The organism is Duganella sp. 1411 (assembly GCF_017833525.1).
Taxonomy (GTDB): domain Bacteria; phylum Pseudomonadota; class Gammaproteobacteria; order Burkholderiales; family Burkholderiaceae_D; genus Rugamonas.
On the sequence record NZ_JAFICD010000002.1, the window covers coordinates 444,454 to 458,427 of the forward strand.

12 protein-coding genes and 2 tRNA genes are annotated in these 13,974 nt (G+C 65.8%); 7 read left to right on the forward strand and 7 right to left on the reverse strand.

Going from position 1 to position 13,974, the window contains the following annotated elements:
- Positions 1–10 precede the first annotated feature (10 nt).
- The gene (locus tag JOD97_RS13625) at positions 11–2,179 is read left to right on the forward strand and encodes a glycoside hydrolase family 9 protein (RefSeq protein WP_209718409.1); all 2,169 of its coding nucleotides are present in this window, start codon (positions 11–13) and stop codon (positions 2,177–2,179) included.
- Between the two features lie 238 nt (positions 2,180–2,417).
- Here JOD97_RS13625 and JOD97_RS13630 read toward each other — a convergent pair.
- Positions 2,418–2,494, reverse strand: a tRNA-Arg gene (locus JOD97_RS13630).
- Positions 2,495–2,681: 187 nt separating this feature from the next.
- Between JOD97_RS13630 and JOD97_RS13635 the strand changes: the two genes are divergently transcribed.
- Positions 2,682–3,143 carry a cache domain-containing protein gene (locus tag JOD97_RS13635; protein WP_229264438.1) on the forward strand — a complete coding sequence of 154 codons (462 nt, stop codon included), beginning with the start codon at positions 2,682–2,684 and terminating at the stop codon, positions 3,141–3,143.
- A 74-nt stretch (positions 3,144–3,217) separates the two neighbouring features.
- Here the strand turns inward: JOD97_RS13635 and JOD97_RS13640 are convergent.
- The 3 genes from JOD97_RS13640 to JOD97_RS13650 all read right to left on the reverse strand — a co-directional run bounded on the left by JOD97_RS13640 (position 3,218) and on the right by JOD97_RS13650 (position 3,722).
- A tRNA-Arg gene (locus JOD97_RS13640) sits at positions 3,218–3,294 on the reverse strand.
- 10 nt (positions 3,295–3,304) lie between these two features.
- The gene (locus JOD97_RS13645; RefSeq protein WP_209718412.1) at positions 3,305–3,457 is read right to left on the reverse strand and encodes a hypothetical protein; all 153 of its coding nucleotides are present in this window, start codon (positions 3,455–3,457) and stop codon (positions 3,305–3,307) included.
- 37 nt (positions 3,458–3,494) lie between these two features.
- The gene (locus JOD97_RS13650; protein ID WP_209718415.1) at positions 3,495–3,722 is read right to left on the reverse strand and encodes a hypothetical protein; all 228 of its coding nucleotides are present in this window, start codon (positions 3,720–3,722) and stop codon (positions 3,495–3,497) included.
- Between the two features lie 320 nt (positions 3,723–4,042).
- Here JOD97_RS13650 and JOD97_RS13655 point away from each other — a divergent pair, with 320 nt between their 5' ends.
- The 3 genes from JOD97_RS13655 (at position 4,043) to JOD97_RS13665 (ending at position 8,524) form a co-directional block, all read left to right on the forward strand.
- A complete protein-coding gene (locus JOD97_RS13655) occupies positions 4,043–4,873 on the forward strand; it encodes a response regulator (RefSeq protein WP_209718418.1) in 831 nt (276 codons plus the stop codon).
- 186 nt (positions 4,874–5,059) lie between these two features.
- On the forward strand, positions 5,060–7,258 hold the full coding sequence (locus tag JOD97_RS13660; protein ID WP_209718421.1) for an ATP-binding protein: 2,199 nt from the start codon (positions 5,060–5,062) through the stop codon (positions 7,256–7,258).
- A 288-nt stretch (positions 7,259–7,546) separates the two neighbouring features.
- Complete coding sequence (locus tag JOD97_RS13665; RefSeq protein WP_209718424.1) at positions 7,547–8,524, forward strand: diguanylate cyclase domain-containing protein; 978 nt, start codon at positions 7,547–7,549, stop codon at positions 8,522–8,524.
- 73 nt (positions 8,525–8,597) lie between these two features.
- Here JOD97_RS13665 and JOD97_RS13670 read toward each other — a convergent pair whose 3' ends face one another.
- Positions 8,598–9,017 carry a hypothetical protein gene (locus tag JOD97_RS13670; protein ID WP_209718427.1) on the reverse strand — a complete coding sequence of 140 codons (420 nt, stop codon included), beginning with the start codon at positions 9,015–9,017 and terminating at the stop codon, positions 8,598–8,600.
- A 221-nt stretch (positions 9,018–9,238) separates the two neighbouring features.
- On the opposite strand from JOD97_RS13670, the gene JOD97_RS13675 reads away from it, so the two are divergent.
- Together JOD97_RS13675 and JOD97_RS13680 are read left to right on the forward strand one after the other, a co-directional pair.
- Positions 9,239–10,861, forward strand: coding sequence for a response regulator (locus JOD97_RS13675; RefSeq protein ID WP_209718430.1), 1,623 nt, complete (start codon positions 9,239–9,241; stop codon positions 10,859–10,861).
- A gap of 139 nt (positions 10,862–11,000) precedes the next feature.
- A complete protein-coding gene (locus JOD97_RS13680; protein WP_209718432.1) occupies positions 11,001–11,714 on the forward strand; it encodes a sensor histidine kinase in 714 nt (237 codons plus the stop codon).
- 241 nt (positions 11,715–11,955) lie between these two features.
- Here JOD97_RS13680 and JOD97_RS13685 read toward each other — a convergent pair whose 3' ends face one another.
- Together JOD97_RS13685 and JOD97_RS13690 are read right to left on the reverse strand one after the other, a co-directional pair.
- The gene (locus JOD97_RS13685) at positions 11,956–13,257 is read right to left on the reverse strand and encodes an NAD(P)/FAD-dependent oxidoreductase (RefSeq protein WP_209718435.1); all 1,302 of its coding nucleotides are present in this window, start codon (positions 13,255–13,257) and stop codon (positions 11,956–11,958) included.
- A gap of 41 nt (positions 13,258–13,298) precedes the next feature.
- Positions 13,299–13,799, reverse strand: a complete 501-nt coding sequence (locus tag JOD97_RS13690; RefSeq protein WP_209718437.1) for a hypothetical protein — start codon at positions 13,797–13,799, stop codon at positions 13,299–13,301.
- Between the last annotated feature and the right edge of the window lie 175 nt (positions 13,800–13,974).

Sequence of the window (13,974 nt, forward strand, 5' to 3'; positions counted from 1 at the left end):
CGGAGATGATATGCATATTAAAAAAAGCGTGCTGCTGACGCTGGCGGCGCTTGGCGCGCCCGCCTGGGCGCAGACGTGCCAGCCGACCGCTGTCACGCCCTTCCTCAACATCAACGGCGCCGGCGCGTGGAGCGCGCAGTCCTCGGCCTCGGTCAACACCGGCACCACCGTCATGCTCGGGCCGCAGCCGTCCTCGGGCGGCTGGTCGTGGAGCGGCTGCGGCACCTCGGGCTCGTCGCGCGAGCAGACCGTCAAGCTCACCGCCAACTGCACCGCCACCGCCACCTTGACCAACAGCTGCGGCGCCAAAACGGTCCAGCAACACAACTTCACCGTCTGGCCGGCGCCGGAAGCGAACGCCGGCAAGTTCATCGTGGTCGACCAGTTCGGCTACCTGACCAACGCCAGGAAAGTGGCGGTGCTGCGCTGGCCCCGCACCGGCTACGACAGCAGCCAAAGCTATTGGCCCGGCCAGATCCAGGTCAGGAACGCGGCCACCGGCGCCGTCGTCTTCAGCGGCTGGCCGCAGGAATGGAAGAGCCAGGCCGTCGACCCGTCGTCGGGCGACCAGGTGTGGCACTTCGACTTCAGCGGCGTCACCGCGCCGGGCACCTACGAGATCGTCGACATCGACCGCCAGCAGAAATCGATGCGCTTCGAGATCGGCGCCAACGTCTACCGCAACGTGCTGGTGCAGGCCGTGCGCACCTTCTTCTACCAGCGCGCCGGCCAGACCAAGAGCGCGGCCAACGCCGGCAGCAAGTGGGCCGACGGCGCCAGCCACCTGAAGGCCGGGCAGGACACGCAGGCGCGCCGCTTCCTTGACCCCGACAACGCCGCCACCGCGCGCGACTTGCGCGGCGGCTGGTACGACGCCGGCGACTTGAACAAGTACACCAGCTGGACGGCCGGCTACGCGCAGGAGTTGATGGACGCCTACCTCCAGAACCCCACCGTGTTCACCGACGACTTCAACATCCCCGAATCGTACAACGGCATCCCGGACATCCTCGACGAGGCCAAGTGGGGCCTCGATTGGCTCAAGCGCGCGCAGAACAGCGACGGCTCGGTGCTGTCGGTCGAAGGCCTGGCCGGCGCCAGCCCGCCGTCGTCGGCCACCGGCGCCAGCTACTACGGCGACGCCAGCACGGCGGCCACGCTGGCGACGGCGGCCGCCTTCGCCGAGGGCGCCAAGGTGCTGGGCGGACTCAACAACGCGGCGCTGAACACCTACGCGGCGGACCTGCTGGCGCGCGCCAGGCTGGCCTGGAACTGGGCCCAGGCCAACCCCAACGTCGTGTTCTACAACAACGACGCCTCGCGCGGGACCGCCGGCCTGGCCGTCGGCCAGCAGGAGACCGACGACAACGGCCGCAAGACGATGCGCCTGATGACGGCCATCAAGATGTTCGCCGCCACCGGCGAGGCCACGTACCGCAACTATGTCGACGCGCACTACACGGAGGCGCAGATGTTCGCCAACTGGTCGCTGTCGGGATTTAGCGCCGGCGACGCGCGCCCGCTGCTGTACTACGCCTCGCTGCCCGGCGCGACCTCCAGCGTGGCCACCGCGATCCGCTCGCAATACCTCGACCTGTGGGGACGCGCCGAGTACGACGGCTGGGGCAAGGTCGACGCCCAGACCGACCCGTACCGCGCCTTCATCGGCGCCTACACCTGGTCCAGCAACAGCGTCAAGGCCAACGCCGGCACCTTGTTCGCCGAGGAGGGCTACTACGGCATCAGCCGCCACACGCCGGAGCAGGTGGCCAGCGCGGCGGGCGATTACCTGCACTACCTGCACGGCGTGAACCCGCTGGGCAAGGTCTATCTGACCAATATGTACGCCTTCGGCGCCGAGAATTCGGTGAACCAGATCTGGCACAGCTGGTTCTTCGACGGCACCCCGTGGGACGACGCCAGGACCTCGCCGTACGGCCCGGCGCCGGGCTTCCTGGTCGGCGGCCCGGCCGGCAACCAGTGGGACTGGGACGGCGGCTGCCCCGGCGTCTCGCCCAAATGCGGCACCACCCGGCCGACGCCGCCGTACGGCCAACCGCCGCAGAAGTCCTACCTCGACTTCAACGACGGCTGGCCGCTGAACTCGTGGTCGATCAGCGAGAACTCCAACGGTTACCAGGTGGCCTACATCCGCCTGCTGGCGCGCTTCGTGAAATAAGGCGCCGATAACGGCGCGATCGGCCTGGGGGACGGCCATTGGGCGAGTTCTCGCCAGCGCTTCGGCGTCCCCGCCAGCTTGAAGTACCCTTTCCAGCCAAGCATGTCAGAGCGCAGCTTTTCGACGATCTGCGGCACGCCGCGGCGGGACGTGCACCCGCAGGAGTTGCGCCCATGCTGGGCGCACCAAAGAAAAAGGGCCTGAAGATTTCTCTTCAGGCCCTTCGTCTTACGAATTTTGGTGCGGCTGGCAGGAATCGAACCCACGACCCCTTGGTTCGTAGCCAAGTACTCTATCCAGCTGAGCTACAGCCGCGAAAAACAAGATTATAGCAGCGTTTTTCCGATTCGAGAAGCACTCCTTCCGGGAAATTCCGGTTTTTCTCCATACCAACTATTTATCTTTCCCCGGAACCGGGTCGCAACTATGATGAGATACGCCCCTCCCTCCGCCGGCCGGGCGCCGGGATACGGCGGCGATTCGATAATTCAAGGAGAGAACGATGAAACGCTTTTTGCAGACGATAGTGATGATGACGGCGTTCGCCGTGGGCGGCGCCGGCGCCGTCGACGCCGAGCGCGCCAGCGCCAACGACGCGGTGGCGATGGTGAAGAAGGTCATCGCCGATATGAAAAAGCTGGGCAAGGAAAAAGTGATCCAGGAGATACAGGCGCAAAGCCCGCAATACCGCGACCGCGACCTGTATGTGACCGTGGGGACGCTCGATGGCGTCACCTTGGCAAACGGCAATAACGCCAAGCTGGCCGGCAAGAACACCCTGGACCTGAAAGATGTCGACGGCAAGCAGATCGTGCGGGATCGGATCGAAATCGCTAAAACGAAAGGCTCGGGATGGCAGGACTATAAGTGGCCCGACCCGCTGACCAAACAGATACAGAAAAAATCGATGTATGTCGAACGGTATGAAGATATGACCATCGCCTGCGGCATTTATAAGGGCTAGGCGCGGGATCGAGCCCCGCCACAAAGCAAAAGGGCCTGAAGATTTCTCTTCAGGCCCTTCCACTTACGAATTTTTGGTGCGGCTGGCAGGAATCGAACCCACGACCCCTTGGTTCGTAGCCAAGTACTCTATCCAGCTGAGCTACAGCCGCGTTGGCAGCATTATAAAGCATTAATTTCGTTTTGCAAAGTTCGATTTTTTCTATCGTTTAGTTGGCTCGGCGTACTAAATGCCAAATCAACTTCTTCACAGCCATCCATTTCATGCTCTGCTACACCTCTTTCAACCGGCGTGCCGTTCGAAAGAAGCAGCATTATAGGGACACTCCCGGCGCTTGTCCAGTGCTTCGTCTCAGACGCCGAATTCGGCCGCCGCCTTGGCCGCCCACAGCGCTTCGTTGTAGGACGGATACGGGTCGCCGTAGCAATCGACCTGCCCGTCCTCGCCGACGAACTTGACCCACCAGCCCGCGTCGTCGGAAATGATGCCGATATCGCCAGCGGCGCAGTGACTGGCAAGTTGCTCGTTTTGCTCCAATACAACAATATTTACCTTGCGGTGACGGACCACGCTAACCATCGTAAACCTCCCTGTTTGCGGCCCCCGCCGCTCTGGACACTATGCGGCAGTGTATCCGAAGGCCTCGCCGGATGCGCTGCAACATGGACAAAAAGACCTCGAAATCCCCCTTATTCACCACGGTGATCTCGCTCATCATCAATAAAAATTTGCATTCGATTGCGCGTTGCAGCATCATTGACCTGTCTCCTCTATTCTCCTCCAAGGAAATAGATTTAGCCCGCTCCTGTAGCGGGCTTTTTTTTTACCGTGTACGATTCGATCAGCTTTGCCTTTTCATAAGAACAGATAGCAGATCACAAACAGGCCTCCTCCACCGTATGAATCGAACCGACTCCGCGCCGTCCCCCTCCACCGACTGGTCACGCACCGCCCTGGGCGCGCGCGACGGCTGGCCGCCGTGCCTGCGCCTGACGGTCGACATCCTGCTCAACACGCCGCTGCCGATGCTGCTGATGTGGGGGCGCGAACAAGTCATGGTCTACAACGACGCCTACGCCGCGCTGATCGGGCTGGCCAGCCTGCGCCCGCCCGGCGCCAGCGTGCCGTCGATGCAGCCGGCCGCGTGGAGCTGGAACAGCGCCGCCATCGGCCGCGCCTGGGACGGCCACAGCGCCAGCTACCTCGGCAACAACCTGCCGGTGTGGCGCGACGGCGCCGTCACCCAGCTGGCGCTGGACCTGTACTACACGCCGGTGCGCGACGAAAACGACAGCGTGGCCGGCATCCTGTGCGCGCTGTCGCCGTCGCGCGCGGCGCCGGCCGCCGCCGCCGAGGCCCGTCCGCTGCGCCTGCTGGTGGTCGAGGACAACGCCGACGCCCGCTACCTGGTGTGCGAGACGCTGCGCGCGCTCGGCCACGAGGTGCACGCGGCCGCCTCCGGCGAGGAGGCGCTGCCGGAATTGTCGCGGCAATCGTTCGACGTGCTGTTCACCGACGTCTCGCTGCCGGGCATGTCCGGGGTCGACCTGGCGCGCCGCGCGCTGCGGCAGGCGCCCGAGCTGGCGTTGCTGTTCGCCTCCGGCTACGGCGACGAATTGACGCGGCATCTGGAATTTCCGGCAAGATCGTTGCAAAAACCATACGACATCGAACAGTTGCAGAGCGCGCTCGACCAGATCGCCCGGCTGCCGCGCGCCGCCCGCCCCTGAGCGCCGCGCCGCTTGCGGCCCGCCGCCCCGCCCGGCCGCGCGGTGGCGGGCGCGCTGGCGTCAACCGTGCGGTGCCGGTGTTGACGAAAGCGTTACAATCAAGACACCGTTAAACGTCAAGCGCCCGCCTGGCGGCACGCGGCCGCCACCCGGCGGCCCGGGCAGCGCGGCAGCCTGAAGCGATAGATGATTCTTCCCAACGAGCCCAACGACGTCATGCCGAGCGCCACCGTGGCCAACGACGCCCCGCTCATCCCCGCGCCCAGCGCCGAACAGGAACTGCTGAGCGCGCGCGAGGCGCTGCGCCAGAGCCAGCTCGAATTGCGCGCGCTGGCCAATTCCATGCCGCAACTGGCCTGGATCGCCGAGCAGGACGGCACCATGATCTGGTACAACCAGCGCTGGTACGACTACACCGGCACCACGCCCGAGCACATGGCCGGCGGCGGCTGGCGCGACGTCTACGCCCCCGACTGCCTCGACGCCATGCTGGCGCTGTGGGAACAATGCCGCGCCAGCGGCGCGCCGTTCGAGCTGGAGGTGCCCATCCGCGGCGCCGGCGGCGAGTTCCGCTGGTTCCTGACGCGCGCCAACCCGGTGCGCGGCAGCGACGGCCGCGTGCTGCGCTGGTTCGGCACCTGCACCGACGTCGACCAGGTCAAACGCGCCCAGGAGGCGCTGCGCGACGAGACCGCCGTGCTCGAGCTGGTCAACCGCACCGGCACCACGCTGGCCTCCACCCGCGACCTGCGGCCGCTGCTGCAGGAGCTCACCGACGCCGCCACCAGCATCAGCGGCGCGCGCTTCGGCGCCTTCTTCCACCAGGGCGTCGGCGGCGGTGGCGAGGCGGTCATGCTGCACACGCTGGCGCGCGCCACGCCCGAGGGCTTCGCCCGCTTCGGCGAGCCGCGCGCGGCCGCCCTGCTCGGTCCCAACCTGGCCGGCAGGGGTCCGCTGCGCAGCGACGACCTGGGCGCCACGCCGGACTTGGCCGCGGACGGCCAGCCGCCGGTGCGCAGCTACCTGGCCGTGCCGGTGGCGCTGAGCTCGGGCGCGGTGATCGGCTGCCTGTGCCTCGGCCACCCGGAGCCGGGCATGTTTTCCGAGCGCACCGAACGCATCATCGGCGGCGTCGCCGCCCAGGCCGCCATCGCGATCGACAACGCCCGCCTGTACGAGGCCACCCAGCAGGCCGCCGAGGAGCGCAAGGTGCTGCTCGACAGCGAGCGCCAAGCGCGCGCCGAGGCCGAGCGCACCAGCCAGATGAAGGATGAATTCCTGGCCACGCTGTCGCACGAGCTGCGCACGCCGCTGACGGCGATCCTGGGCTGGGCCCAGGTGCTGCGGCGCGGCAGCCGCGACCAGGCCGACCTGCACCGCGGCCTGCAAACCATCGAGCGCAACGCGCGCGCGCAGGCCCAGCTGATCGAGGATCTGCTCGACATGAGCAGCATCGCCTCCGGCAAGGTGCAGCTCGAAATGCTGCCGCTGTCGCCGTCGGCGATCGCCGCCGCCGCCATCGAGACGGTGCGCCCGGCCGCCCAGGCCAAGCACATCCACCTGCACACCGAGTTCGAGCCGCTGGCCGGCATGGTCGCCGGCGACGCCAACCGCCTGCAGCAAATCATCTGGAACCTGCTGGCCAACGCCATCAAGTTCACGCCGCACGGCGGCACGGTCACCGTCGGCGTCCGGCGCGAGGGCGACCAGGTGGCCGTGTTCGTGCGCGACACCGGCATCGGCATCGCGCCCGGCTTCATCGCCCACGTGTTCGAGCGCTTCCGCCAGGCCGACGCCACCACCACCCGCCAGCACGGCGGCCTGGGACTGGGCTTGTCGATCGTCAAGCACCTGGTCGAGCAGCACGGCGGCACCGTCAGCGCCGAGAGCGCCGGCGACGGCCTCGGCGCCTGCTTCACGGTCCGCCTGCCGCGCCGCGGCGGCAAAAACGAGGCCGCCCCGGCCGGCGCCACCGGCGCCGCCGCCGCGCACGACCTATCCGGATTGCAAGTGTTGGTTGTAGACGACGAAGACGACGCCCGCGAGTTGATCAAACGCATACTTAACGACTGCAACGCCGACGTGCTGACGGCCGCCACCGCCACCGAGGCGCTGCAATTGCTGCAGCACGCGCGGCCCGACCTGATGGTCAGCGACCTGGGCATGCCGGAGGTCGACGGCTACGGCCTGCTCGACCGCATCCGCGCGCTGGGGCCGGCGCACGGCGGCAACCTGCCGGCCATCGCGCTGACCGCCTTCGCCCGCTCGGAGGACCGGGTGCGCGCGCTGTCGAGCGGCTTTTTGGCCCACATCTCCAAGCCGGTCGAGCCAAGTGAGCTCATCTCAAAAGTGGCGGCCATGGGCGCCGCGCACCGCCACGCGTGATATCCTCTGAGCAATGAGGTCCGGCGGCGATGTCGTGCGATAAACACAGGTAACCAATATTGCCACACAGTACACATTTCCTCCTACTTTGAGACGCGGCACTGTCCTACAAGCAATCCGCCGAAGGCTTGTTACACTACAAAAATCCGCGATTCGGGGTACAATTGTTTCCATGCGGAAATAAGTTACAGATGTGTGCGCCGCAGCACAAGGGTTTGCTATATTATCGATTTATTATGGGCGTTTTCCCGGCCATTCCGGCCGTTTTCAAGACAGACAGAGACATATATGCCGAGCCGAGATGAAATTCTGCACGCCAAAATCCTGGTGGTGGATGACAGTGCCGACAACGTCGACCTGATGCTGGAGATCCTGCGCGAAGCCGGTTATACCAATGTCGCGTCGACGATGCTGCCAGAACAGGTGTGCCCGATGCACCGACAGCAGTGCTATGACCTGATCCTGCTTGATTTGCAAATGCCGGGCCTGAATGGCTTCCAGGTCATGAAGGGCCTCAAGGAAATCGAACAGGGCGGCTACCTGCCGGTGCTGGCCCTGACCGCCCAGCCCAGTTTCAAGATCGCCGCCCTCGAGGCCGGCGCGCGCGACTTCATCAGCAAGCCGTTCGACCTGCTCGAGGTGCACAAGCGCATCCACAACATGCTCGAGGTGCGCCTGCTGTACAAGGAACTGGCGCAGTACAGCCGCCAACAGCAGGAGCTGGCGCTGCACGATCCGCTCACCGGCCTGCCCAACCGCCGCCTGCTCGAGGACCGCATCGCCACTGTGCTGCAACACGCGACGCGCCAGCAGAACAAGGCGGCCGTCATGTACCTGGACCTGGACGGCTTCAAGGCCATCAACGACACCCACGGCCACGCCACCGGCGACGACATCCTCAAAATGGTGGCGCAGCGCCTGGTCGGCTGCGCCCGCAAGGAAGACACCGTGGCGCGCGTCGGCGGCGACGAGTTCGTCATCGTGATGGGCAACATCGCCCACCTGGGCGACACCCAGGAGCCGGCCAGCAAGCTGATCGAGGCGGTCTCCGAGCCCTACCTCATCAACGGCCTGACCTTGCAGCTGTCGACCAGCATCGGCATCGGCATCTTCCCCGACGACGCCGACGCGGTGGCCTCGGTGATCGCCATGGCCGACGCCGCGCTGTACGAGGCCAAGCGCTCCGGCAAGAACCGCAGCTGCACCGCGCAAACCTTACGCAACCAGCCGACCCGGCAACACATCCGGTCGCCGGCGCCGGCCTGAAAGCCGCGCGGGAAAAAAAAGGGCGGGTGATGCACACCCGCCCTTCTTGTTTTTCGCGGCGCGCCGCCGTCGATTAATGCGCGGCGGCTTTTTCCTTGCGGCCGACGGCGGTGCTCTCGTCGACCTTGCCGGCGTGCTGATGGTCGGCTTTGGCGTTCACCAGGTCCGGCGAGACTTCGATGCGCGTGATGCCGGAATCGACCGACACCGGATCGCTGGCCGGGAACGTCATTTCCAGGCCGCCGTCGAGCAGCGTTTCCTTGGCCTGCTCTTCCGGCGTGGCCTGCTCGTGCTCGGCCAAGGTGGCGATCGCCTGCGCCCATTTGAAGAAGTCCAGCTTGGCCAGGTCGCCCACGCTGTTGACGTCGAACGCCTGGGCCAGCGCCTTGGCGTCCTTGGGACTGATGCCGCGCAGCGCGCTGACGGGAGCCTCGGCCAACGCCCGGAAGCTCAGCCCCGCATATTCCTTGTCGACGATGGTATCGATATTCATGATGTGGTCCTTTTTTAGTTGGGGGTGACAGCTGCACTGTGACAGCGGCGCCACGGCGGGTCTGTGCGGAATCAAACATTGGCGCCGTGGCGCCGCCCCATCCGTTCGATTGCCGCTGGGGTTTTTGACATTCATATAGGCAATTGCTATGATCCCCGAGTGCTTCTCTGGCTGCGTTCCCGCCGCGAAGATTTCGCAGTATCAGCATGAGCAGAGACCCCGTGCCTAAAACAGAAAAACCAAAGATACTGGTCGTCAACGACGATGCGAACAGCCTGTTTGCTCTGACCAGCTTGCTCGCCCAGTGGGCCGAGCAAGAGTCCTATGAAGTGCTGGCGGCGCGCTCGGGACAGGAGGCGCTGCGGCAGGTGCTGATGCACGACTTCGCCGTCATCCTGCTCGACGTCAACATGCCCGGCATGGACGGCTTCGAGACGGCCGAGGCGATCCACCAGCGCGCGCGCTCGGCCGACATCCCCATCATCTTCGTGACCGCCTTCCTCGCCGACGAGCTTGACCGTTTGAAGGCCTACCAGCGCGGCGCCGTCGACTTCCTGTTCACGCCGGTGATCCCGCAAATCCTGTACGCCAAGATTTCCGTGTTCGTCGCGCTGGCGGTCAAGAACGAGGAACTCAAAAAGCAGGCGCGCCAGCTGAGCCAGCGCACCACCGAGCTGACCGCCACCAACAAGCGGCTCACGCGCGAGATCGAGGAGCGCCAGGTGGCCGAGCGGCAGAACCACGCCAAGGACGAGTTCCTGGCGATGCTGGGCCACGAGCTGCGCAATCCGCTCAGCGCCATCAGCAGCGCCGCCTCGCTGATCGGCCTGCCCGGGGTGTCGGCCGATGGCGTGCAGCGCGCCAAGAAGATCATCCAGCGCCAGAGCCAGCACCTGGGCCGCATCGTCGACGACCTGCTCGACCTGTCGCGCGCCATGTCCGGCAAGATCCTGCTCAACCGCGCCGCGCTGGACCTGTCGGCGCTGGTCGCGCACACGCTCGAAACCTTCCGCGCCACCGGCCGCAGCGGCGACTACGAACTGATCCAGGACCTCGACCCCGGCTGGGTCGACGGCGACGCCACCCGGCTCGAGCAGATCGCCAGCAACCTGATCGACAACGCCCTCAAATACACGCCGCCGGGCGGGCGCATCGAGGTGCGCACCTGGACCGAGAACGACGACGTCGTGCTCAGCGTGCGCGACACCGGCGTCGGCATCACGGCCGACCTGCTGCCGCACGTGTTCGACGTGTTCGTCCAGGGCACCAGCACGCTGGACCGCGCCCAGGGCGGGCTGGGTATCGGCCTGTCGCTGGTGCGCCGGCTGGCCGAACTGCACGGCGGCGGCATCGAGGCCGAAAGCAAGGGCCCGGGCGGCGGCAGCACTTTCACGCTCCGGCTGCCACGCATCGAACATCAGGTGGCCGCGCCGCCGGCGCCGCCGCCGGCCGCCGAACGCGAAGCGGGCAAGCCGAGCGTGCTGCTGATCGAGGACAACGACGACGGCCGCGAGATGATGGCCATGATGCTCAGCTGCTACGGCTACGAGGTGCGCCACGCCGAGGACGGCCCGCGCGGGCTGGAGGCGGCCGCGCGCCACCTGCCCGACCTGGCGCTGGTCGACATCGGCCTGCCCGGCATCGACGGCTACGAGGTGGCGCGGCGGCTGCGCGCCGACCCCGCCACGCGCGGCATCAAGCTCATCGCGCTGACCGGCTACGGCCTGGCCGAGGACCTGCGGCGCGTGCTCGACGCCGGCTTCGACCGCCACCTGGTCAAGCCGGTCGACATCGACCACCTGATGGAAGTGATCGGCAGTTGCACCGCGCAGCCGGTCAAGTAGGCCGCGCGGCCGTGGCCGCCGCGCCACGGTGCGCCACGCTTGGCGAAGCTCGGGTATCATCGGAAAAAAAATAAGTCTGCCGGGGAAAAGCGGTTACCCACCGCCACGCCGGTCCGCTAACATCACATCAGAGAAAACCATGTCCTTACCGGCTCCACAAGAACATCAGGACGCGCTGCGCAGCGCGGATTTGAGCGAACTGCTCGGCCACGTACACACATGTTGGGATAACGAAAGGCGCTCGCTGTCGCGCCAGTTGCACGACAGCCTGGGGTCGTCGCTGACGGCGCTGACCATGCATCTGGGCCTGCTGATGCAAAAGATGCCGCAGGAGCCGGCGCTGCAGGACCGCGCCGCGCACATGAAGCAACTGCTGATGCAGATCGTCGAGACCAACCGCCAGATGCAGCTCAAATTGTGGAACGACAAGCTGGAGTTTCTCGGCGTGCGCGTCGCGCTGGGCGAGCTGGTGGAGCAGTTCGGCGAGCAGCACAAGATCGTCGCCCGCTGCAGCCTGCCCGACGACGAACTCGATTGTCCGCGCAGCCACGGCATCGTGCTGCTGCACACGCTGGAGGAAGCGCTGCGCAACATCGTCGCGCATGCCAACGCGACCGAGGTGGACGTCATCGTCGACGACAACGAGGACGAGGTGATGTTGACGGTCAAGGACAACGGCGTGGGCCTGGGCGGCCCGGGCACGAAGGGGTCGGGCCATGAGGGCGGCAAGTACGGGCTGCGCATGGCGCGCGAGCGCGCCGCGTATTTGGGCGGCACCTTGACGCTGGCGGCGGGCGCCGACGGCGGCGTCACGCTGACGATGGTGTTGCCGAAGCCGGTCAACGCGCTGTAAAAAAATCCAGGTCCAAACCACGTCCAAACCACGTCTAAACCACGAAACCACGAAACCACGTAGGGCGGATTAGCGCAGCGTAATCCGCCAATGCGTGCGTCTCGACGGCGCATCCATTGGCGGATTACGGCGTTCCGCCTCTCAAGGCCTACCGGCAGGTAGGCCGTGCCATCGATGTGCCCCCGGGGCGGATTGGCGGGCATTGCCCGCTAATCCGCCCTACGTGCCTCCGTGTCCTCGCTCAATGCAACTTCACCAGCGGCGTGCTGCGCTTGATCAGGAAGCGCGCCACGGCCAGCACGCCGGTGCGTATCGTCCCCAGCACGGCCTGGTGATGCATCAAATGCAAACTGACATACATCAGCCGCGCGACAAACCCGTCGACAAACCAGCTCAACCCCTTCAACGACCCCATCAAACTGCCCACCGACGTGGTCTGCCCGAACGACACCAGCGAACCATAATCGCGGTACACATACGGCTTCGATTGCGGCGGCTTGCCGGCCTCCCGCCGCACGAACGTCTTGAGCAGATAATCGGCCTGCTGGTGCGCCGCCTGCGCGCGCGGCGGCACCAGCTTGCCGTCCGGCCCGGCGCACGCGGCGCAATCGCCCATCGCATAAATATAGTCGTAACCCTTGACCGCGAGGTCCGGCCCGACATCGATCTGCCCCGACTTGATGGTCGGCAGACCCAGCTCCTTGAGGAAATCGGGCGCCTTGATGCCGGCCGCCCAGACCACGATCTGCGCCGGGTACGCGACGTCGCCGGCGCTCACCTGCGTGGCCGAGATCGCCGTCACCCGGGTATTGGTGACTACCGTGACGGCGCGCTGATGCAGCAGCTCCAGCGCGGCCGTCGACACCTTCTCCGGCAGCGGCGCCAGGATGCGCGGCGCGCCCTCGAGCAAGGTGATGCGCACGTCGCGCTCGGCCTGCAGCTGGCGGAAGCCGTAGGCCGCGTACACCCCGCTGGCCTCGCGCAACTCCGCCGCCAGTTCGACGCCGGTGGCGCCGCCGCCGATGATGACGACGTCGATGCCGGCGTCCGGCTGCGCGCTCTTCTTCAGCGACGCCAGGGTCAGCAGCTTGAGCAAGGTCAGTCGGAAGCGCTCGGCGTCCTCGGTGGCGTTGAGGGAAATCGTGTGTTCGGCCGCGCCGGGCACGCCGAAATAATTGGAGGTGCTGCCGACGGCCAGCACCAGCGAATCGAAGCGGACGCTCCGTTCGGGCAGGATCAGTTCGTCCGTCGGCTCGACGCCGCGGATCTCGCCGACCGTCAGCATCCGCTGCGCCGCGTCGAGCGCGACCAGCGGGCCATAGACGAACGTGAAGCCATTGTCGTGCGCCAGCATCTGGTAGGACAGGCCTTCCTGATGCACGTCCAGCGTGCCGGCCGCCACCTCGTGCAGCGACGGTTTCCAGATATGGTAGAGCCGGCTGTCGACCAGCATCACCGCTTCCGGGCCGAGCTTGCGCCCCAGTTTGCAGGCGAGCTCCAGCCCGCCCGCTCCGCCGCCCACAATGACTATTTTGCTATGCAAATGTTTCTCCTGTAAGCGGCGGCAGCCGCCGCGTGGTCGATTTAACGGTCGCGGCCGTTCCCGTTGCCGTGGCCGTTCCCATTACCGTGGCCATTGCCATTGCCATTGCCGTGGCCATGGCCCCGCCCGTGGTCGTCGTCGCGACGGTCGTCACGGCGGTCATCGCGGCGGTCGTCGCGGCGGTCGTCGTAGCCGCCGCCACCGTGGCGGCTGCGATAGGCCGGCACGTACTGGTTGTTATACCAGTTATCTTGAACAAAATACACGCGCTGTCCGCATGCGTTGTAAGCGCGGCAATGCTTGGACCAGTTTTTCGCGTGGCCCGGCGGCACGCGCAGGTAGATCGGCGCGCTTTCGACGTAACGCACCGGCCGCTGCACCAGGATCGGCTCGCGGTAAATCACTTGCGGCTGCGGATAGTCGCCGATGTCCAGGCGGCCGTAGAAACCCGGCTGGCCGATGGTGACCGAAACGCCGACATCGGTCGCGAAGGCGGAGGTGGACAATGCCAGCAAGCTGGCCGCAATGAGTTTGGCTTTCATGATGTGCCCCATTTATTATTGACTGCTGTTGAGCGAAGTTGCTCAAGAAACATAATACCAAGCCCTCAGCCGTATTTCCGTTCGCTAACGAACATACTTGCAAGCAAGTATCGATTGCAAGGCGACACGCCGCGCGCTACAATAATAGTTCGAGACCTAACTATTCACAGGCAAA